This is a genomic window from Sphingobium fontiphilum, assembly GCF_014196635.1.
Taxonomy (GTDB): Bacteria; Pseudomonadota; Alphaproteobacteria; order Sphingomonadales; family Sphingomonadaceae; genus Sphingobium; species Sphingobium fontiphilum.
Map to the genome: position 1 here is coordinate 264,856 of NZ_JACIEB010000001.1, position 20,482 is coordinate 285,337.

Sequence of the window (20,482 nt, forward strand, 5' to 3'; positions counted from 1 at the left end):
CCTCAGGCCCGCGCCTCCGTGCCGACGCTGTTGTGGCGCAGGGCCGTCAGCACCGTGTCGACGATGGCGGCGGCGTCCAGGCGGGCGTCGGCATATTGTTTTTCGGGCTTGTCCTGATCCTGGAACAGGTCGGGCAGGCGCATCGTCCGCAGTTTGAGGCCGGTGTCGATGAGGCCCAGGTCGCTGGCGAGCGTCAGCACATGGGCGCCCAGGCCGCCGATCGCGCCTTCCTCGATGGTCACGGCCACTTCATGGGTCGCGAGCAGGCGGCGGATCATCGCCTCATCGAGCGGCTTGGCGAAGCGCAGGTCGGCGACGGTGGTCGAAAGGCCGCGCGCTTCCAGCGTTTCGGCGGCTTTGAGCGCCTCTTCCAGCCTAGTGCCGAGCGACAGGATCGCGACCTGCCGTCCTTCGCGCACAATGCGCCCCTTGCCGATTTCCAGCCGCTGCGGCGTTTCGGGCAGGGGCACGCCCACGCCATTGCCACGCGGATAGCGCAGCGCGATGGGGCCGCTGTCGTGGACGGCGCAGGTGTGGACCATGTGGACCAGTTCCGCCTCGTCCGCCGCCGCCATCACCACCATATTGGGCAGGGTGGCGAGATAGGTGACGTCGAAACTGCCCGCATGAGTCGATCCGTCCGCGCCGACGAGGCCGGCCCGGTCGATGCCGAAGCGCACCGGCAGGTTCTGGATCGCGACATCATGCACCACCTGGTCATAGGCGCGTTGCAGGAAGGTCGAGTAAATGGCGCAGAAGGGCCGCATCCCCTGCGCGGCGAGGCCTGCGGCAAAGGTGACGGCATGTTGTTCGGCGATGCCCACGTCGAAGCTGCGCTCGGGGAAACGCTCCGCGAATTTGTCGAGGCCGGTGCCCGAAGGCATGGCCGCGGTGATGGCGCAGATGGTCGGATCGCGCTCGGCCTCCGCGATCAGGGCCCTGGCAAAGACATGGGTGTAGCTGGGCGGTCCGGGGGGAGCCTTGTCCTGCGCGCCGGTGATGACGTCGAACTTCTGCACGCCATGATATTTGTCGGCGGCCGCTTCGGCGGGGGCGTAGCCCTTGCCCTTCTGCGTCACGACATGGATCAGGCACGGGCCTTCGGCCGCATCGCGCACATTTTCCAGAACCGGGATCAACTGGTCGAGATTATGGCCGTCGACCGGGCCGACATAGTAGAAGCCCAGTTCCTCGAACAAGGTGCCGCCCATGGCCATGCCGCGCGCGAATTCGTCGGTCTTGCGCGCCGCCTTGTGCAGCGGGCCGGGCAGCTTGCGGGCAAGGCGCTTGAGGGCATCGCGGACCGACAGGAATTCGCGGCTGGAAACGATACGGGCGAGATAGGCGGAAAGGCCGCCGACCGGCGGCGCAATCGACATGTCGTTGTCGTTGAGGATGACGACAAGGCGATTGCCCGCATCGCGCGCGTTGTTCATCGCCTCATAGGCCATGCCTGCCGACATGGCGCCGTCGCCGATCACCGCAATGCCCTTGCCCGGCGTCCCCGCCAGCTTGTTGGCGATGGCAAAGCCCAGCGCCGCGCTGATCGAGGTGGAACTGTGCGCCGCGCCGAAGGGATCATAGTCGCTTTCGGCGCGCTTGGTGAAACCGGAAAGGCCGCCGCCCTGGCGCAGGGTGCGGATGCGGTCGCGCCGCCCGGTCAATATCTTGTGCGGATAGCATTGGTGGCCGACATCCCAGACCAGCTTGTCGTTCGGCGTGTCGAACACATAATGGATGGCGGTTGTCAGTTCGACCACGCCCAGCCCCGACCCCAGATGGCCGCCGGTTACGCCAACCGCCGAGATGACCTCCTGCCGCAGTTCATCGGCAAGCTGGTGCAAATCCTCCTGCCGCAACGCGCGCAAATCAGCGGGCCAGGTCACGCGGTCGAGCATCGGAGTGGTGGGACGATCGGTCATGGCTTCTCGTTTCTCCGCGCGGGCAGGCTGGGCCGCCTCAGGCGCATTTGGCGCAGGTGCCAAGAATTTCGATGACCGGGCGTTCGGCGTGAAAGCCCTGCTGCGCCGCGACGGCGCGTACATCGCCGGTTACGCGGTCATTGTCGACATGGGTTGCTTCCCGGCAACGGCGGCAGACCAGGAATATGCAGTCATGCTGGCAACCGGGATGAGCGTTGGCGATATAGGCGTTGACGCTTTCCACCCGCACGGCGACGTTGCTGCTGACGAACAGGTCGAGAATGCGATAGACGCTGTTGGGCGCCACCCGCTTGCCCCGCGCTTTGGAGACGGCGTCGGCAATGTCATAGGCCGATGCCGGCTTGTCCTGCCCGGCGAGCGAATCGAAGATCGCCGCGCGCATCGGGGTCCATTGTTCGTCACGCGCTTCCAGCGTCCGCCGCGCGGCGTCCGCCAGATTGGCTCCGGTCGGTTCGATGTGATGATGATGGTGGCTTGCCATCCCGACTATCTAGGCTGACGGGCGGTGCTGGGCAAGTGTCCGCCGGGCCATCCTTCCGTCATGGGCGCAACGCCCGGCGACTGGCCCAGCCCATGGCGACGAAGCCGACGATGGAGGCGGCGAGCGACGCCACCGCCGCGCCGACCGTGCCAAAAACCGGAAGCAGCGCGAACAGCAAGGCCAGCAGCAGGCCGGTCGTGAACATGGTGATGCGCAGCGACAGGCTCGCATTGTCGCTCGCCATCAGGAGCGGACGGTAGCTGACGCCGATCAGGTCGATGCTGGCGCCGATGCCCAGCAGCAGCAATATGGGATAGGCCGCCAGAAAATCCGGGCCGGCGACCAGGCCCAATATCGGTTTTCCGACCGTCACGATCACGATGATGATGATGACCCCGGCGATCATCGCCAGGCGGCTGGTGCGCCGGAACAGGGCGCGAAGTTCGTCCACGCCATGCCCGCTATGGACCCGCGCAAGCTCCACGAAGATGGAGCGGGACAGGAGGCCGGAAATCTTGGTGAGCGCCTGACTGAGCTGATAGCCGAGGCGATATAGGCCCGCACCTGTCGGCCCTACGAAAGCGCCGATGATGAGGACGGCGACCTGCGATCCGACCGACGACAGCGTGACTTGCAGGTTGGTGGCGGTCAGAAAGCCCATGATTCCCGGATTTTCGTGACGCGCGTCCATGGCGCGGCCCGCGCGCCACGGCCCCATGCGTCCGCGCGCTTCGCGCAGGGCGAGGCTCCAGTAAGTGATGGCGCAAAGCAGTTCCGCCATCGCCCAGGCGGCCAGAAAGCCGGATATGCCGGGCATCAGGAACAGCGCCGCGCCCGCGCCGATCATCCGGCCGATCGGGATCATCGTTTCCGCCAAAGTGCCTGCATCAAAGCGGTTGAACAGGCGCAGCAGGCCCATGGGCGAGGATCGGATGGTGAGCAGCATCACCGCGCAGAAGCCCAGCGCCTGCCACGCCATGGCGGGCGAAAGATCCATCATCGGACCAAAGAGCAGGACGGCGATAGCCGCCAGCGCGCATCCCGCGAGCGCGGAAACCAGGTCGATGACAATGCAGAATCGCACCAGGCGGCTGATCGCGTCGCCGCCCATGCCATCGGGGCGGTTGATATGATTCTGGCCGTAGCGAACGACGATCTGCCAACTGTCGAAGGAGACCAGGGTGCGAATGGCGGCTGCGGCGCTGAGCACCAGAGTGAAACGGCCGAAGTCGGCCACGCCGAGGGTGCGGGTGACGATGGCGAGATAGACGAGGCTGAGCACCGCCGCCACGCCCTTGCCGCCCAGCAGCCAGGCGGTGTTGGCAAGGATACGGTTGAACCCATCCTTGCCGCCCTTCGTTGCGTGCGCGCCCGTCACCCGATGTCGATCTTTCGCTTGGCATTGCCGACCCATCCGGCGGGCGATTGTCTAGGCGGGTCGGGGGCTTTGAGCAATCATGCTGTGCGTCGGGCGCACGGGGCCTGTTTTTGCGCCGCGCATTGGGCTATGGCCGCGCGCCATGACCATTAGCAAAGCCATCATTCTTTCCGCCGGGCAGGGATCGCGCCTGTTGCCGCTGACCCGCGACGTCCCCAAATGCCTGATCGATTTCAACGGGCGCAGCCTGGTGAGCTGGCAGGTCGCTGCTCTGGCCGCAAACGGCGTGACCGACATTGTCGTGGTGACGGGGTTCCGCACCGAAAGGGTCGAGGACCATGCGCTGCAACTCTACCGCGACACCGGCGCGCGCATCCGCACGTTGTTCAACCCTTTCTATCAGGTGGCCGACAATCTGGGCACCTGCTGGATCGCGCGGGAAGAGATGGACCGCGATTTCATCATCCTGAACGGCGACACCATCATTTCGGACGAGATCGTGGCCAGGCTGATCGCTGGCGCGAGCGAACCGATTACGGTCACTGTCGACGTCAAGGACGACTATGACGATGATGATATGAAGGTGAACCGCGACGATGCCGGCCGGCTGCACGCCATCGGCAAGCGGTTGCTGCCCCATGACACCAATGCCGAATCGATCGGCATGCTGGCCTTCACCGGCGATGGTCCGGCAATCTTCCGCAACCAGATCGACCAGATGATGCGCACGCCCGAGGGCGTTGAACGCTGGTATCTGCGCGCCATCGACATCATTGCCAAGGGCAACCGGGTCGGCACCGTGTCGATCGAGGGGATGGACTGGCAGGAGGTCGATTTCCCGCAGGATGTCGAAGCCGCCGACGCGCTGACCGCTCGCTGGGTGGCCGAGGGCCGCTACGCGAAATAGGGTCTGAGCCAGCCGGTCATCGCCTCGACCTGACCGGTGTCCAGTTTGACCGCCTGGCCAAGGTCGGGCTGGCCGGGCCAGCCCGCGTCCGTCACCGTCAGGCCTGCTGCCGTCCGTGCGCCCTCATAACGGGGCAGCACATGGAAATGGACATGCGGGTCGACCATCATCAGCATCAGATAGTTGATCTTTGCATGGCCGACAGCCTTCGTCAGCGCGGCTTCGATGGCCGATGTCGCCGCCTTGAGTTCGGCATGGGCTTCAGAGGGCAGGTCGCCAAAAGCGGTCGCGTGGGATTTCGCAGCCAGCACCAGCGCGCCCAGCGTTGGCTGGGCCGGGCGCAGCAGGACGACCCAATGGTCGAATTCCGCGACCAGCGTTGCGGGGTAGCCAAATTTGATGAAGGTGTCGTTCATGCCTGTTCCAGCCATGACCGGATGGGCGCAGTGCGGGCCCGAACCATGGCCTGCGCCAGCCGGACCGCGTGAAAGACGAGCGACAGCGCGGTCCAGATCGCCACCGCGACAAGGCCCCAGTCAGGACGGCCGGCCAGCGTCGCGAAAAACAGTATCACCATGTTGGGATTGCGCCGCGCCGTAATCAGGCGGAAATCCGAATCGGCCTTTTCCCAGACATGGATATGCATGTTGTAGAGGCGCATGAACGCCCCTTCGATCAAACGCTGGACGACATAGCCGGCGATGATGACGAGCAGGCTCCAGTAAAGCGCGTCAGGGGTTAATGGTCGACCATAGGCGGCGAGGCCGACGCCCCAGGCGACCCACCAGAAGGGCGGGTGAACCAGGTCGATGCCATGATCGAAGATATTCCCCCAATAGGAGGATGTGACGGTGCAACGCGCCAGCTTCCCGTCGACGGTGTCAAGCACCATGAACACCAGCCCCATCGCCATGCCCGACCAGTAATGGCCATGCCAGAAGGCGAAGGTGGCGAGCACGCACAATAGGGCGCCGATGGCCGTCACCATATTTGGCGTCATGCCGATTCGCGCGGCGATGCGGGTGAGCACCAGCGCCCATTCGGGCCAGAGATATTTGGTCAACAGGTCGGTGACGCCCTTATAGGCGCCGAAATAGCTCGCCCGTTCGGCCGCGCGCAGCGTCTGGACATTCAGCGGCATGGCGAAGGGCTGTTCGCGCTTGCGAAGCTGTTCGTTGAGGATGCTGGCGCCATCCTCCATCGCGACGACAGTCAGGCCGGTGTCGTCGGGAAGGGGTGCGCCATCCCGCATGGCGGCTTCGGCGGCGGCGCGTTCGGGCGCGGTGCGGCAATGGGCGATCACGGGCACGCCGCCAAGCGTCAGAACCTCGCCCGGCCGTTTGGCGAAATGGCGCAGCCAGGCGGGGTCGAAGGCGTGCGCGCAACTGGCGAGCAGCACGGAGCCGTCAGCCGATCCGCCCTCGCCCACGGGCATCTTCATGGCCCGCGCCAGGCGGCATATGCGTTCCCGGGTCGTAATGCCCCAGAACAGCGTATCATTGGCGCCCACGGGGAATATGCTCGTCATCGCGTCAGTCTATGTCCTTGTTGGCGGGGGTTCCGCGCGTAGGCGCTATTTAGCGCAATGGCCCATAATCACAATCGCGGCATCCCCTTGTATTGCGTGCTTTACAAGCGCGTCGATCGGAGCGACGAGTGGGCCGGGGTCGAAAAGGGGGGAGAGCCATGTCTCTTGCAAGGGTCGCGCAGGCGCTGCCGCCAAATTTCCGAATCATGTTTGCCGATGTGGGGTCGGCCGGCGGGATACACCGACGCTGGAAGCCCGTGCGCGGTCATGTGCAGGCATTGTTGTTCGATCCGCTCGACCCGCAGCCGGACGACGATGCCAACCGCTATTTCCCGTTCGCTCTGGCCGAGCAGGCCGGGACCGCGACGTTGAACGTCACCCGGCGCATTTCGATGACATCGGTTTTGCAGCCCAATGCGCCATTGCTGGCCCGCTTCTGGGACAAGCCCGATCATACGCGGATCGAACGGACGATATCGGTTCAGACCGATACGCTGGATCATTTGATGGCGCAGGGCGGCATCGCCGTCGATGTCATGAAGATCGACGTGCAGGGGTTTGAACGGTCGATCCTGGCGGGGGCGGAAGAGACGCTGGAGCGATCACTGTTCCTGGCCGAAATCGAATTGTCGTTCATCGACCGCTATTCCGGACTGACCCGGTTCGAGGATGTGGTCCGCCATATGCGGCAAAAGGGGCTGGAGCTCGTCGATATCGGCAGGATCAAGCGCTATCGTTATCGAAACGCCATGGGTATCGTCAATCCGGGGCTTGGCATGGGGGATCGCGCCGGTCGCGTGGCCTTTTGCGACGCGACCTTCATGCTGAACGACGATCTTCTGCGCGAGCGCATATTGGCGGGCGGCGGCGGCAATGGCACGGACCTGGGGCTGAAAGCGATCATCGCGCTTCTGGTCCATGGCAAGGCGGATGTCGCCGCCTGGCTGTTCGACGCCTGTGCGGACACGCTGCCGGACCGGGCGCGGGCGGCGCTGCAAAAATATCTCGTTGGGCTGGGCGGGCGCCATTTTGGTCGCCGGGGCTGGCACAAGGCGCTCGACTATCTGGCGCGCAAGGTCTGACAGGCGAACCGCGCTTTTTGCAGTGCGATGCTTGACTATGGGGCGGCTATATTGTTGACGGGGCCGACGACTCAACGGGATGGCAGGAACATGGCCGAATTTGCATTGCCCAAGAACAGCAAGATCTCTGGCAAGGGTGTGGTGCACAAGGCGCCCGACGGTGCGGCGAACGTCAAATCGTTCAAAGTCTATCGCTATGACCCTGATTCGGGGCAAAACCCGCGTTACGACACGTTCGAAATCGACCTCGACAATTGCGGCCCCATGGTGCTCGACGCGCTGCTCAAGATCAAGAATGAGTATGACGCGACGCTGACCTTCCGCCGGTCGTGCCGCGAGGGCATTTGCGGTTCCTGCTCGATGAACATGAACGGCAAGAACGGCCTGGCCTGCACCACCGCGATCGAGGATTGTTCGGGGAAGGAAGTGCGGATCACGCCGCTGCCGCACATGGACGTGATCAAGGATCTCGTTCCCGACTTCACCCATTTCTATGCCCAGTATAATTCCATCCAGCCCTGGCTGAAGACAGTGAGCCCCGCGCCTTCGGGCAAGGAGCGACTCCAGTCGCCCGAAGATCGCGAAAAGCTGGACGGCCTTTACGAGTGCATCCTGTGCGCCTGCTGCTCGACCAGTTGCCCGAGCTACTGGTGGAACAGCGACAAGTTCCTGGGCCCGGCGATCCTGCTTCAGGCCTATCGCTGGCTGGCCGACAGTCGCGACGAGTTTACCGGCGAGCGCCTGGATGAGCTGGAAGACCCCTTCCGCCTCTATCGTTGCCATACGATTATGAACTGCGCCAATGTCTGCCCCAAGGGCCTGTCGCCCGCCAAGGCGATTGCGGAAACCAAGAAGATGATGGTCGAACGGCAGCTCTGATCCAGTGAGCGATGGTGTTGCGGGAGGCTTGCCCGTCCCTGATGGCCAATGGGCGGGATGGACGATATGGTCCGAACCCTCTCCGAACACCTTCTTTCAGGCGATCGGGCGCAGCTATATCCGCGCTGATGGCGACAATCGCGCGCTTGTGGGCCTGGAAACCGCGGTCGGCCATCGCAACAGGCAGGACAATCTGCATGGCGGTTTCATCGCCACCTTTGCAGATCACGCCTTTTTTGGCGGCCTGTTCGCCATGGGACATGTGGAGCATGCCAGTGGCCTGACCATCGACCTGTCGATGCAATATCTGGGCGCCGGGCGCGTCGGGCCGCCTGTGATGGCCGAGGTCGAATTGCTGCGCGAGACCGGGCGTTTGATGTTCATGCGCCTGATGATCAGGCAGGACGGGGAGCCGATAGCGGCTTCGGCCGCCACAATTCGCAAGGCTTCCAGGCGGCAGTGACGGCTGTTCTGACCCGATATGAAGGGCTTGTGGCCGCCGGCGAACTGCGCGCCGACCCTGACCAGCGCGCGGCGGCCGGGAGGCTGACCCTGCTCCAGCGCGAACTGGAAGAAACGCCGCCGCGCGGTTCCACCCTCTGGAAATTATTGCGCAAGGCGCCGGAGCCCCCGCGCGGTCTTTACATGTGGGGCGGCGTCGGCCGGGGCAAGTCCATGCTGATGGATCTGTTCTTCGAAACTGTTCAGGTGCAGCGAAAGCGCCGGGTCCATTTCCATGAATTCATGCTGGACGTCCACGCTCGCCTGGCCGAGGCCCGCAAGGGCGAGAAGGGCGACCCCATTCCCCCTGTCGTGGAGGCGCTGGCCGACGAAGCGCGCCTGCTTTGCTTTGACGAGATGGTGGTCAACAACATGGCCGATGCGGCGATCATGTCGCGCCTGTTCACCGGCCTTCTGGAAAAGCGCGTGACCATCGTCACCACGTCCAACCGCGCGCCCGACGATCTTTACAAGGACGGCCTGAACCGCCAGTTGTTTTTGCCCTTCATTGATCTCATCAAGGCCAGGCTGGATGTGATGACGCTCGACGGGCCGACGGACTATCGGCTCGATCGGCTGGGTGATGCGACGCTTTGGCATTCGCCCAATGGCCCGGAAGCCACGGCGGCGCTCAGCGCAGCCTTTTTCCGGCTGACCGATTACCCTGTCGAGGATCGGGCCCATGTGCCGGCCGAGGACATCAAGGTTCAGGGCGGACGGACGCTGCATGTCCCAAAGAGCCTGAAGGGCGTCGCTGTCTTTTCCTTCAAGCGCTTGTGTGTCGACGCCCGGGGCGCTCCCGATTATCTGGCGGTCGCCCGGCGCTATCACACCATCATCCTGGTGGGGATTCCTGTCCTGGGACCGGAAAAGCGGAACGAGGCGGCGCGGTTCAAGACGCTGATCGATGCGCTTTATGAATATAAGGTCAAGCTGCTGGCGTCCGCCGACGCGGAGCCAGCGCAACTCTATCCGTCAGGCGATGGCGCGTTTGAGTTCGAACGCACCGTTTCGCGACTGATGGAAATGCAGTCGGACGACTATCTGGCGCTGGGCCACGGATCGAAATAGCCCGCAGCCGCTGTCCTGTAGCGTTTTGCAAGGCTATTTCCGTCATCCCATTGCAAGAGAGGAAAGCCAGAGGCTGGAAATGGGCCGGATGCCCAGCGTCTGATGCGGGGCATCCGGCAGTTGGCCTCTGCAGGGACGGTCGCGGGGAGGGGATCGGTCCGCGGCCACAGGGTTTCGCGCATTTAATGCAATTGCGAATGAATTGCAAAGATAATTTATGCCTCCGACGAATGTCAGGTTGAATCCTTAACCGTATGGGCTTAAGCGAACCGGCAATTCCAAATTTCCGGTTGGAGGATGACACGCACATGGCCCGTAAGAAGATTGCGCTGATCGGCGCTGGCAATATCGGCGGCACGCTGGCGCACCTGGCGGCGCTCAAGGGACTGGGCGACATCGTCCTGTTCGACGTCGTTGAAGGCGTTCCCCAGGGCAAGGCGCTGGATTTGTCGCAGTGCGGCCCGGTCGAAGGCTTTGATTCGAAGATCAGCGGTTCGAACGACTATGCCGACATCGCGGGCGCCGACGTTATCATCGTCACCGCCGGCGTCGCCCGCAAGCCGGGCATGAGCCGCGACGATCTGCTCGGCATCAACCTGAAGGTGATGAAGGCGGTCGGCGAAGGCATTCGCGACAACGCGCCCGACGCTTTCGTGATCTGCATCACCAACCCGCTCGATGCGATGGTGTGGGCGCTGCGCGAATTTTCCGGCCTGCCCCACAATAAGGTCGTCGGCATGGCGGGCGTTTTGGACTCGGCGCGCTTCAGCCACTTCCTCGCTGAAGAATTCGAAGTGTCGGTGAAGGAAGTGAACAGCTTCGTTCTGGGCGGTCATGGCGACACCATGGTCCCGGTCGTCGAATATTCGACCGTTGCGGGCATTCCCATCCCCGATCTGATCGCGATGGGCCGTTCCACCAAGGAGCGCATCGACGCGATCGTCGCGCGCACCCGCTCGGGCGGCGGCGAAATCGTTGCCCTGCTCAAGACCGGTTCGGCCTTTTATGCTCCGGCGACGAGCGCCATCGCGATGGCGGAATCCTATCTGTATGACAAGAAGCGCCTGCTGCCCTGCGCGGCGCACCTGACCGGCCAATATGGCGTCGACAATCTCTATGTCGGCGTGCCCGTGATCATCGGCAAGGATGGCGTCGAGCAGGTCATCGAGATCGCGCTGAATGACGAGGCGAAGGCCAATCTTCAGGTCTCGGTCGACGCCGTCAAGGAACTGCTGGTCGCCTGCAAGGGTATCGATCCTTCGCTGGCATAAAGCAAATCGACCTGCACCGGTTCGCTCAGGTAAGTGCGCAGCCTGAGCGGACCGATCCCGGACCGTGAATTGCCACGCCATGAAGAGAGGGGCTTCCATGTCCATTTTGGTGAACAAGAACACCAAGGTCATTACCCAGGGTATGACCGGTGCCACCGGCACTTTCCACACTGAAACCGCGCTGGCCTATGGCACGCAGATGGTTGGCGGCGTCACGCCGGGCAAGGGCGGCACGACCCATATCGGTCTGCCCATGTTCGACACTGTGGCCGAAGCCAAGACGAAAACCGGCGCTGACGCTTCGGTCATCTATGTTCCGCCGCCGTTCGCGGCGGATTCGATCCTGGAAGCGATCGACGCCGAAATCCCCCTGATCGTGTGCATCACCGAAGGCATTCCGGTGCTGGACATGGTGAAGGTGAAGCGCGCCCTGTCGGGCAGCAAGTCGCGCCTGATCGGCCCGAACTGTCCCGGCCTGCTGACGCCGGGCGAATGCAAGATCGGCATCATGCCCGGCAACATCTTCTCCAAGGGTTCGGTCGGCGTCGTGTCGCGTTCCGGCACGCTGACCTATGAAGCGGTGTTCCAGACCACCAATGCGGGCCTGGGCCAGACCACGGCCGTCGGCATCGGCGGCGATCCGGTCAACGGCACCAACTTCATCGACGTGCTGGAACTGTTCCTGGCTGACGACGCCACCGAATCGATCATCATGATCGGCGAAATCGGCGGCGACGCGGAAGAACAGGCTGCCCAGTTCCTGATCGATGAAGCCAAGAAGGGTCGCAAGAAGCCGATGGCCGGCTTCATTGCCGGCCGCACGGCTCCTCCGGGCCGTCGCATGGGCCATGCCGGTGCGATCGTTTCGGGCGGCAAGGGCGACGCGGAAAGCAAGATCGCCGCGATGGAAGCGGCCGGCATCAAGGTTGCCGCCAGCCCGTCGCTGTTGGGCGAGACGCTGCTCGAAGTGCTGAAGGGCTGAGCCATATCTGGCTCGAATGGCGGCCGGGCTGCACCCCGGCCGCCACTTTCCCCGCGTCATGGCTGCACATGACAGGGTTGGGATGAAGGCAATGGGTTACGAAAATCAGGAATTCGAGGTCGAGCGCGGACCAAGCTGGGCGCGGACCAACTGGCCGCCGGTTGACACCGACGACCTGACCGGGGCGCTGGACCCGACGCAGATGCAGGTGGCCGTGAAGGCCGCCGCCAAGTCGGCTGGCAAGGCCGTTTCTGACGCTGACATCGCGCAGGCGGCGGAAGACGCAATCCGCGCGCAGATGCTGATCCGCACCTACCGCGTGCGTGGCCACCTGGCCGCCAACCTTGATCCCCTGGGTCTGACCCAGCGCCAGCTTCCCGCAGACCTCACCCCTGAATATCACGGCCTGACCGATCCCAAGAAGAAGGTCTTCCTGGGCGGGACATTGGGCCTCGACTATGCGACGGTCGATGAAATCGTCGCTATCCTGCGTCAGAATTACTGCGGCAATGTCGGCTTGGAATATATGCACATCGCCGATGTGGAGGAACGCCGATTCCTGCAGGACCGTCTGGAGGGCAAGGACAAGGAAATCCACTTCACCGCCGAAGGCAAGAAGGCGATCCTGTCGAAGGTCATCCAGGCCGAACAATATGAAAAGTTCCTGGCCCGCAAATATGTCGGGACCAAGCGTTTTGGTCTGGACGGCGGCGAATCCATGATTCCCGCGCTTGAGGCGGTCATCAAATATGGCGGCGCTTCGGGTGTGCGCGAGATCGTTTACGGCATGGCCCATCGTGGCCGCCTGAACGTGCTGGCCAATGTGATGGCCAAGGGTTTCCGCGTGATCTTCCACGAATTTTCCGGTGGCACCGCCAATCCCGAAGACGTTGGCGGTTCGGGCGACGTCAAATATCACCTGGGCACCTCCACCGACCGCGAGTTTGACGGCGTGAAGGTTCATATGAGCCTTGTGCCCAATCCGTCGCACCTTGAAACGGTCGACCCCATTGTTCTGGGCAAGGTGCGCGCGCAGCAGACCTTCCGCGACGATCTGGCGCAGCATCAGCAGGTGCTCCCTGTGCTGATCCATGGCGACGCCGCCTTTGCGGGTCAGGGCATCGTCTGGGAATGTTTCGGCTTTTCCGGCGTGTCGGGTTACAACACCGGCGGCTGCATCCACTTCATCGTCAACAACCAGATCGGCTTCACGACCTCGCCGCAATTCTCGCGCGGGTCGCCCTATCCCAGCGACGTGGCCAAGGGCGTTCAGGCGCCGATCCTGCACGTCAATGGCGACGATCCCGAAGCGGTCACCTTTGCGTGCAAGCTGGCGATCGAATATCGCCAGACCTTCCACCGCGATATCGTGATCGACATGTGGTGCTATCGCCGCTTTGGCCACAATGAAGGCGATGAGCCGGGTTTCACCCAGCCGTTGATGTACGCGAAGATCCGCAAGCATCCGATGGTCAGCGACATATATGGGTCGCGACTGAAGGCGGAAGGCGTTGTCGGGGACGACTTCGTGGCCAAGGCGACCGAGGAGTTCGTCAACCATCTGGAGGACGAGTTCGAGGCGGCGAAAAGTTACAAGGCGAACAAGGCCGACTGGTTCGCCGGTCGCTGGTCGGGTCTTCACCAGCCCGCCAATGCCGAGACGTCCCGTCAGAATGTGGAAACCGCCATTCCGGCGAAACTGTTCGACAGTTTGGGCAAGACGCTGACCACGATCCCTGAAGGCGTGAATGTTCACAAGACCCTGCGTCGCGTGCTCGAAGCCAAGGCGGAAATGTTCCGCAGCGGCGAGAATTTCGACTGGGCGACCGGCGAGGCGCTGGCCTTTGGAGCCTTGCTGACCGAGGGCTATGGCATTCGCCTGTCTGGTCAGGATTCCGGACGCGGCACCTTCAGCCAGCGCCACTCGGTCTGGGTCGATCAGGACACGGAAGCCAAATATATTCCGCTTTCGACCGTCCGCCATGGCCGTTTCGAGGTGCTCGACAGCCCCTTGTCCGAATATGGCGTTCTGGGTTTTGAATATGGCTATGCGCTGGCCGACCCCAAATGTCTGGTGATGTGGGAGGCGCAGTTCGGCGACTTCGCCAATGGCGCACAGATCATCTTCGACCAGTATATCGCGTCGTCGGAAAGCAAGTGGCTGCGCGCCAACGGTCTCGTCTGCCTGTTGCCGCACGGCTATGAAGGGCAGGGGCCGGAGCACAGCTCCGCGCGTCTGGAACGCTTCCTTCAGCTTTGCGCCGAGGGCAATATCCAGGTCGCCAACTGCACGACGCCGGCCAATTATTTCCACATCCTGCGCCGCCAGATGCTGCGCCCGTTCCGCAAGCCGCTCATCATCATGACGCCCAAGTCGTTGTTGCGGCACAAGGCGGCGGTGAGCAAGGCCGAGGATTTCCAGGGCGAGCGCCATTTCATGCGCATCCTGTCGGACACCAATCCAGCGCCGGACGCGGAAACGAAGCGGCTGGTGCTGTGTTCGGGCAAGGTCGCCTATGACCTGATGGAAGCGCGCGATGCGGCCGGGGACAAGAATACCCAGATCGTCCGTATCGAACAGCTTTACCCGTTCCCGACCGAGGCGCTGGCCATTCGCATGAAGCGCATGACCAAGCTGGAAGAAGTGATCTGGTGTCAGGAGGAACCGCGCAACAATGGCGCATGGTTCTTCGTCGAACCGTTCATCGAAGAGGCTTTGGCCGAAGCTGGAAAATCGCCGATGCGCGCCCGCTATGCCGGTCGCAAGGCATCCGCTTCGCCCGCCACTGGCCTTGCCAAGCGTCATCTCGCCGAACAGGGGGCGCTGGTCGCCGATGCGCTGGGTCACAGCGTCCGTGAAGAAATCCGTCGCCAGAAGAAAGGCTGAGAAAGCTCATGGCCACCGAAGTCAAAGTCCCCGCGCTGGGCGAATCCGTTACCGAAGCAACCGTTGGTCAGTGGCTGAAGAAGCCCGGCGAGGCGGTGAAGGCCGATGAACCCATCGTCAGCCTGGAAACCGACAAGGTCGCGGTTGACGTGCCTGCGCCGGTCGCTGGCGTGCTGGGCGACATCGTCGCCAAGGAAGGCGACACTGTCGAGGTCGGCGCGCTGCTCGCCTATCTGAATGAGGGCGCAGCCGCAGCCGCAGCCGCTGCTCCGGCTGCTGCGGCAAAGGCGGAAGCCGCCGCGCCCGCGCCCGCCGCTTCGGCGCATGTCGCCCCCGAGGAGGAAGGCGATACCGGCAGCCTGACCCTGTCGCCGGCCGTTCGTCGGCTGGTTCTGGAACATGGTCTTGACCCGAGCAAGATCAAGGGCACCGGCAAGGATGGTCGCCTGACCAAGGACGATGTGATGGCCGCGATCGCCGCGGGCACCGCGAAGGCTGCTGCTGCTGCGGTCCCAGTTGCGGCCGCCGCCGCCGAAACGCCGGCCGCTGGCCCCAGCCGCAAGCAGGAGCGGGTGAAGATGACCCGTCTGCGCCAGACGGTCGCCAAGCGCCTGAAGGAAGCGCAGAACACCGCCGCGCTGCTCACCACCTACAATGATGTCGACATGACGAACGTCATCGAGGCGCGCGCCAAATATAAGGACCTGTTCGAAAAGAAGCATGGCGTCCGTCTGGGCTTCATGGGCTTCTTCACCAAGGCCGTGTGCATGGCGCTCAAGGACATTCCGGGCGTCAATGCGCAGATCGAGGGCGACGAGATCGTCTATAATGATTTCTGCGACATTTCCGTCGCGGTTTCGGCCCCCAACGGTCTGGTCGTCCCTGTGATCCGCAATGCCGAAAGCATGAGCGTTGCGACGATCGAAAAGACCATCGGCGGCTTCGGCAAGAAGGCCAAGGACGGCACGATGACCATGGAAGATATGAAGGGCGGCACCTTCACCATCTCCAATGGCGGCGTGTTCGGTTCGCTGCTGTCCAGCCCGATCATCAACCCGCCCCAGTCGGCGGTGCTGGGCCTGCACCGGATCGAGGACCGCCCGGTCGTGCGCGACGGGCAGATCGTGATCCGGCCGATGATGTATCTCGCGCTCAGCTACGACCATCGCCTGATTGACGGCCGCGAAGCGGTGACGTTCCTTGTTGCGGTGAAGAACGCGATTGAGGATCCGACCCGTCTGCTGATCGACCTGTAAGGCCTATTTCCCACGTGCTCCTGCGAACGCAGGAGCCCCGGGCGGAGAAATGCAACGAAAGCGGGATATGTCTATCTGATGGCCAGCCGACGCAACGGCGCCCTCTATCTGGGTGTTACAAGCGATCTGGCTGGCCGGACATATCAGCATCGCAACGCTTTGGTTGAAGGCTTTACGAAGCGATATGGCTGCACCATGTTGGTGTGGTTTGAGTATTATGATGATTTGCAGGAAGCGAGGCTTCGCGAACTGCAGATGAAGAAATGGAAGCGCGCCTGGAAGATCGAGTTGATCGAACGGGGAAATCCGCAGTGGCGGGATTTGTTCGAGACGCTGTTCTGACGACGCCCTGGGTTCCTGCGTTCGCAGGAACACAATGAGGAAGAAGAACGATGGCCGAGTATGATTATGACGTTCTGGTGATCGGCGCTGGCCCCGGCGGCTATGTCGCCGCGATCCGGGCGGCGCAACTGGGCCTGAAGGTGGCATGTGCGGAAAGCCGCGAAACGCTGGGCGGCACCTGCCTCAATGTCGGCTGCATCCCCTCCAAGGCGCTGCTCCATGCGTCCGAACTCTATGACGAAGCGGCCAATGGCGCCCTAGCGAAGCTGGGCGTCAAGATCGACAAGATGAGCCTCGATCTCGATACGATGCAGGGCCAGCGCATTGATGCGGTCAAGGGCCTGACCGGCGGGATCGAATATCTGTTCAAGAAGAACAAGGTAACCTGGATCAAGGGGCTGGCGAGCTTCACCGGCCCGAACACGGTCGAAGTGGCGGGCCAGAAGGTGACGGCGAAGAACATCGTCATCGCCACCGGTTCGTCGGTCGCGCCCCTGCCGGGCGTGGACGTCGACAATGCAAAGGGCATGATCGTCGATTCGACCGGCGCGCTGGAGCTGACCAGGGTGCCCGAGCATCTGGTGGTGATCGGCGGCGGCGTCATCGGTCTGGAGCTGGGCAGCGTGTGGCGTCGCCTGGGCGCAAAGGTGACCGTGGTCGAATATCTCGACCAGATCCTGCCCGGCATGGACGGCGAAGTCCGCAAGGAAGCCAACAAGATCTTCAAGAAGCAGGGCTTTGAATATAAGCTCGGGACGAAGGTCACGGGCGCAGCGGTCAAGGGCAAGAAGGTTGAACTGACCGTCGAGCCTGCCGCCGGTGGCGATGCTGAGACGATCAGCGCCGATTGCGTGCTGGTGTCGATCGGCCGCCGTCCTAATACGGCGGGCCTTGGCCTCGACAAGATCGGGCTGGAGCTGAATGCGCGCGGTCAGATCGAAACCGACCATGATTTCGCGACCAGGGTGCCCGGCGTCTGGGCCATTGGCGACGTCATCCCCGGCCCGATGCTCGCGCACAAGGCCGAGGACGAAGGCATTGCCGTTGCGGAAAACATCGCTGGCCTGACCGGCATCGTCAACCATGACGTCATTCCGTCGGTGGTCTATACCAAGCCGGAAATAGCGGGCGTCGGCCTGACCGAGGAGGCAGCCAAGGAAAAGGGCGCGATCAAGGTCGGCAAGTTCCCGATGCTGGCCAACAGCCGCGCCAAGACCAATCACGAGCCTGATGGTTTCGTGAAGGTCATTGCCGACGCCGAAACCGACAAGGTTCTGGGCGTATGGATCATCGCCACGGTTGCCGGCACGATGATCGCGCAAGTCGCGCAGGCGATGGAATTCGGCGCGTCCAGCGAGGATATCGCCTATACCTGCCACGCGCACCCGACGCACAGCGAGGCGATCAAGGAGGCGGCGATGGCCGTGACCGGAAAGCCGATCCACATCTGATCGCGCCCATCGCGTTCGATATGCCAAAAGGGCCTCCGGCGCTTGGCCGGGGGCCTTTTTTTGTCGACGGTCGCGCCGATACATCGCCGGCCCTGCGGCAGGCCCCGAAACTTTGGTTCAAAGCCGGTTTGCGAATGACTGACGCCCTGCTATCCGACGGGGGATGACCGATTTTCGCGACCCGTTGGACAGCATCAAGGACCACCCGTTCGACGAGGCGCTGTCGCAGCGATATCTGGTGTATGCCCTCTCCACGATCACCGCGCGTTCGCTGCCCGACCTGCGCGACGGGTTGAAGCCGGTGCATCGCCGCCTGTTGTGGGCGATGCGGCTGTTGCGGATGGAGCCGAGCGGAGCGAGCGCCGATGTGCTGGCGATCAATCCGGCCCGCAACGCCACCAGTTACAAAAAATGCGCGCGCGTGGTCGGCGACGTGATCGGCAAATATCACCCCCATGGGGACAGCTCGGTTTATGACGCCATGGTGCGCCTGGCGCAGGATTTCTCGCTGCGTATGCCCCTGGTCGACGGGCAGGGCAATTTCGGCAACATCGACGGCGATAATGCGGCGGCGATGCGCTATACCGAGGCGCGGCTGACGCAGGCGGCGGCCGATCTGATGGCGGGGCTGGACGAAGGCACCGTCGATTTCCGCCCGACCTACAATGGCGAGGATGAAGAGCCGGAAATTTTCCCCGGCCTGTTCCCCAATCTGCTGGCCAATGGCGCCAGCGGCATCGCCGTGGGCATGGCGACCAGCATCCCGCCGCATAATGTGGGTGAGCTGATCGACGCCGCCAGCCTGTTGATCGACGCGCCCGAAGCCGATCACGCAGCCTTGATGCGGGTGGTGAAGGGGCCCGATTTCCCCACGGGCGGCGTCTTGGTCGACAGTCCAGCGATCATCGCGGAAGCCTATGCCACCGGGCGCGGGGCTTTCCGCACGCGGGCGCGCTGGCACAAGGAAGATGGCGGGCGCGGCACCTGGGTCGCGGTGGTCACGCAAATCCCCTATCAGGTGCAGAAGTCCAAGTTGATCGAGCAGATCGCGGCGCTCATCAACGACAAGAAGCTGCCGATTTTGGCCGATGTGCGGGATGAAAGCGACGCGGAAATCCGCATCGTGCTGGAACCGCGCGCGCGCACGGTCGACGAACAGGTGTTGATGGACAGCCTGTTCCGGCTGACCGACCTTGAAAACCGGTTCAGCCTGAATTTGAACGTGCTGGATGCGACGCGGACGCCGCGCGTGCTGGGGCTGCGCGCCGTGCTGGTCGAATGGTTGAAGCACCAGATCGACGTGCTGGTGCGGCGGGCGCAGCATCGTCTGGACAAGATCGCCGCGCGGCTGGAACTGCTCGACGGCTACATCATCGCCTATCTCAACCTTGACCGGGTGATCGAGATCATCCGCACGGAGGATGAGCCCAAGGCGGTGATGATGGACGAATTCTCGCTCACCGACCGGCAGGCCGAAGCCATCCTCAACATGCGGTTGCGCTCGCTCCGCAAGCTCGAGGAGATGGAATTGCGGCGCGAGCACGCGGAACTGATCGCCGAGCGCGACGAGCTTCAGAAGCTGCTTGAGAGCCCGGCAAGGCAGAAGACCCGGCTCAAGAAGGATCTGGCGGCGCTCCGCAAACGCTACGCCCATGAAGAGCGGCGGACATTGGTGGAGGAGGCCGCGCCTGCTCGCGAAATCCCGCTGGAAGCGATGATCGAGCGCGAGCCGATCACCGTCATCCTGTCCGAACGCGGGTGGATCAGGGCGATGAGCGGTCACCGTGACCTGGCCGCCGCCGATACGCTCAAGTTCAAGGAAGGCGATGGTCCGATGCTCGCCTTTCACGCCCACACCACCGACAAGCTGTTGCTAGCAGCGTCCAATGGCCGGTTCTTCACATTGGGCGCGGACAAGTTGCCGGGTGGACGGGGCTTTGGCGATCCGGTGCGTTTGATGATCGACATGGACAATGATGCGCGGATCACCACGCTGATGCCTGCGCGCGCGGACGCCAAATTGTTGCTCGCTTCGTCGGACGGGCGAGGATTTGTCGCCGCGGTCGCTGACATTCTGGCCGAAACGCGCAAGGGCAAACAGATCGTCAACATGCGGCCCGGCGCGCAACTGGCGGTCGTCCACGTGGTCGCCGATGGCGCTGACAGCGTCGCCGTCATTGGCGAGAATCGCAAATTGCTGGTGTTTGCCCTGTCCGAACTGCCGGAAATGGCGCGCGGGTCGGGTGTGCAGTTGCAACGCTATCGCGACGGTGGACTGTCCGACGCCATCGCCTTCAAACTGGCGGAAGGTTTAAGCTGGCGGATGGGCGGCGAGAGTGGCCGCACCCGTACGGAAGCCGACGTGACCCCTTGGCGTGTGGCGCGCGGCGCGGCCGGGCGAATGCCGCCGGTTGGCTTTCCCCGCGACAATCGCTTCTGAGCGGATTTCGCTGTCCGCTCCAACGGCCGCATCATTTCCCGTTTGTTTACCCTTGGTGGATATGGGGGAAGATATGAAACCCG

17 protein-coding genes are annotated in these 20,482 nt (G+C 63.1%); 12 read left to right on the forward strand and 5 right to left on the reverse strand.

Annotated features, from left to right (window positions below; translation table 11 throughout):
• Positions 1-2: 2 nt before the first annotated feature.
• From dxs to GGR44_RS01125, 3 genes are read right to left on the reverse strand one after another with little or no spacing between them, the layout of a single operon-like run.
• Positions 3-1,922: a 1-deoxy-D-xylulose-5-phosphate synthase gene (dxs, locus tag GGR44_RS01115; protein WP_183953600.1), complete on the reverse strand. Its 1,920-nt coding sequence runs from the start codon at positions 1,920-1,922 to the stop codon at positions 3-5.
• A 37-nt stretch (positions 1,923-1,959) separates the two neighbouring features.
• Entirely contained in the window at positions 1,960-2,424 is a 465-nt protein-coding gene (locus GGR44_RS01120) for a Fur family transcriptional regulator (RefSeq protein WP_183953601.1), read from the reverse strand.
• Positions 2,425-2,482: 58 nt separating this feature from the next.
• Positions 2,483-3,802 (reverse strand): lipopolysaccharide biosynthesis protein, encoded by a 1,320-nt coding sequence (locus GGR44_RS01125; RefSeq protein ID WP_343052281.1) that lies wholly within the window; start codon positions 3,800-3,802, stop codon positions 2,483-2,485.
• Between the two features lie 142 nt (positions 3,803-3,944).
• On the opposite strand from GGR44_RS01125, the gene GGR44_RS01130 reads away from it, so the two are divergent.
• The gene (locus GGR44_RS01130; protein ID WP_183953603.1) at positions 3,945-4,709 is read left to right on the forward strand and encodes a phosphocholine cytidylyltransferase family protein; all 765 of its coding nucleotides are present in this window, start codon (positions 3,945-3,947) and stop codon (positions 4,707-4,709) included.
• On the opposite strand, the gene GGR44_RS01135 is transcribed toward GGR44_RS01130, so the two are convergent.
• Together GGR44_RS01135 and GGR44_RS01140 are read right to left on the reverse strand one after the other, a co-directional pair.
• A complete protein-coding gene (locus GGR44_RS01135; protein ID WP_183953604.1) occupies positions 4,697-5,125 on the reverse strand; it encodes an HIT family protein in 429 nt (142 codons plus the stop codon). The genes GGR44_RS01130 and GGR44_RS01135 overlap by 13 nt on opposite strands.
• Entirely contained in the window at positions 5,122-6,237 is a 1,116-nt protein-coding gene (locus tag GGR44_RS01140; protein ID WP_183953605.1) for a CDP-alcohol phosphatidyltransferase family protein, read from the reverse strand. The genes GGR44_RS01135 and GGR44_RS01140 overlap by 4 nt, the downstream gene beginning before the upstream one ends.
• 158 nt (positions 6,238-6,395) lie before the next feature.
• Between GGR44_RS01140 and GGR44_RS01145 the strand changes: the two genes are divergently transcribed.
• The 11 genes from GGR44_RS01145 (at position 6,396) to parC (ending at position 20,399) form a co-directional block, all read left to right on the forward strand.
• A complete protein-coding gene (locus GGR44_RS01145; RefSeq protein ID WP_183953606.1) occupies positions 6,396-7,319 on the forward strand; it encodes an FkbM family methyltransferase in 924 nt (307 codons plus the stop codon).
• A gap of 90 nt (positions 7,320-7,409) precedes the next feature.
• The gene (locus GGR44_RS01150; protein ID WP_183953607.1) at positions 7,410-8,198 is read left to right on the forward strand and encodes a succinate dehydrogenase iron-sulfur subunit; all 789 of its coding nucleotides are present in this window, start codon (positions 7,410-7,412) and stop codon (positions 8,196-8,198) included.
• 28 nt (positions 8,199-8,226) lie between these two features.
• Positions 8,227-8,661 carry a PaaI family thioesterase gene (locus GGR44_RS01155; protein WP_221214231.1) on the forward strand — a complete coding sequence of 145 codons (435 nt, stop codon included), beginning with the start codon at positions 8,227-8,229 and terminating at the stop codon, positions 8,659-8,661.
• Positions 8,658-9,770 (forward strand): cell division protein ZapE, encoded by a 1,113-nt coding sequence (gene zapE / locus GGR44_RS01160; protein WP_183953609.1) that lies wholly within the window; start codon positions 8,658-8,660, stop codon positions 9,768-9,770. The genes GGR44_RS01155 and zapE overlap by 4 nt, the downstream gene beginning before the upstream one ends.
• 308 nt (positions 9,771-10,078) lie before the next feature.
• Positions 10,079-11,041, forward strand: a complete 963-nt coding sequence (mdh, locus tag GGR44_RS01165) for a malate dehydrogenase (protein ID WP_183953610.1) — start codon at positions 10,079-10,081, stop codon at positions 11,039-11,041.
• Between the two features lie 97 nt (positions 11,042-11,138).
• On the forward strand, positions 11,139-12,023 hold the full coding sequence (gene sucD, locus GGR44_RS01170) for a succinate--CoA ligase subunit alpha (RefSeq protein ID WP_183953611.1): 885 nt from the start codon (positions 11,139-11,141) through the stop codon (positions 12,021-12,023).
• A 91-nt stretch (positions 12,024-12,114) separates the two neighbouring features.
• A complete protein-coding gene (locus GGR44_RS01175; protein WP_183954195.1) occupies positions 12,115-14,910 on the forward strand; it encodes a 2-oxoglutarate dehydrogenase E1 component in 2,796 nt (931 codons plus the stop codon).
• An 8-nt stretch (positions 14,911-14,918) separates the two neighbouring features.
• Positions 14,919-16,166 (forward strand): 2-oxoglutarate dehydrogenase complex dihydrolipoyllysine-residue succinyltransferase, encoded by a 1,248-nt coding sequence (gene odhB, locus GGR44_RS01180; protein ID WP_183953612.1) that lies wholly within the window; start codon positions 14,919-14,921, stop codon positions 16,164-16,166.
• Between the two features lie 78 nt (positions 16,167-16,244).
• The gene (locus tag GGR44_RS01185; protein WP_183953613.1) at positions 16,245-16,508 is read left to right on the forward strand and encodes a GIY-YIG nuclease family protein; all 264 of its coding nucleotides are present in this window, start codon (positions 16,245-16,247) and stop codon (positions 16,506-16,508) included.
• Positions 16,509-16,558: 50 nt separating this feature from the next.
• Positions 16,559-17,959: a dihydrolipoyl dehydrogenase gene (lpdA, locus tag GGR44_RS01190; RefSeq protein ID WP_183953614.1), complete on the forward strand. Its 1,401-nt coding sequence runs from the start codon at positions 16,559-16,561 to the stop codon at positions 17,957-17,959.
• A 163-nt stretch (positions 17,960-18,122) separates the two neighbouring features.
• Positions 18,123-20,399: a DNA topoisomerase IV subunit A gene (gene parC, locus GGR44_RS01195; protein ID WP_183953615.1), complete on the forward strand. Its 2,277-nt coding sequence runs from the start codon at positions 18,123-18,125 to the stop codon at positions 20,397-20,399.
• Positions 20,400-20,482 lie beyond the last annotated feature (83 nt).

Coding starts and splice junctions, on each gene's coding strand:
- dxs (WP_183953600.1), bottom strand. CDS start 1,922: ATGACCGATCGTCCCACCACTCCGATGCTCGACCGCGTGACCTGGCCC.
- GGR44_RS01120 (WP_183953601.1), bottom strand. CDS start 2,424: ATGGCAAGCCACCATCATCATCACATCGAACCGACCGGAGCCAATCTG.
- GGR44_RS01130 (WP_183953603.1), top strand. CDS start 3,945: ATGACCATTAGCAAAGCCATCATTCTTTCCGCCGGGCAGGGATCGCGC.
- GGR44_RS01135 (WP_183953604.1), bottom strand. CDS start 5,125: ATGAACGACACCTTCATCAAATTTGGCTACCCCGCAACGCTGGTCGCG.
- GGR44_RS01140 (WP_183953605.1), bottom strand. CDS start 6,237: ATGACGAGCATATTCCCCGTGGGCGCCAATGATACGCTGTTCTGGGGC.
- GGR44_RS01145 (WP_183953606.1), top strand. CDS start 6,396: ATGTCTCTTGCAAGGGTCGCGCAGGCGCTGCCGCCAAATTTCCGAATC.
- GGR44_RS01150 (WP_183953607.1), top strand. CDS start 7,410: ATGGCCGAATTTGCATTGCCCAAGAACAGCAAGATCTCTGGCAAGGGT.
- mdh (WP_183953610.1), top strand. CDS start 10,079: ATGGCCCGTAAGAAGATTGCGCTGATCGGCGCTGGCAATATCGGCGGC.
- sucD (WP_183953611.1), top strand. CDS start 11,139: ATGTCCATTTTGGTGAACAAGAACACCAAGGTCATTACCCAGGGTATG.
- GGR44_RS01175 (WP_183954195.1), top strand. CDS start 12,115: ATGGGTTACGAAAATCAGGAATTCGAGGTCGAGCGCGGACCAAGCTGG.
- odhB (WP_183953612.1), top strand. CDS start 14,919: ATGGCCACCGAAGTCAAAGTCCCCGCGCTGGGCGAATCCGTTACCGAA.
- GGR44_RS01185 (WP_183953613.1), top strand. CDS start 16,245: ATGGCCAGCCGACGCAACGGCGCCCTCTATCTGGGTGTTACAAGCGAT.
- lpdA (WP_183953614.1), top strand. CDS start 16,559: ATGGCCGAGTATGATTATGACGTTCTGGTGATCGGCGCTGGCCCCGGC.
- parC (WP_183953615.1), top strand. CDS start 18,123: ATGACCGATTTTCGCGACCCGTTGGACAGCATCAAGGACCACCCGTTC.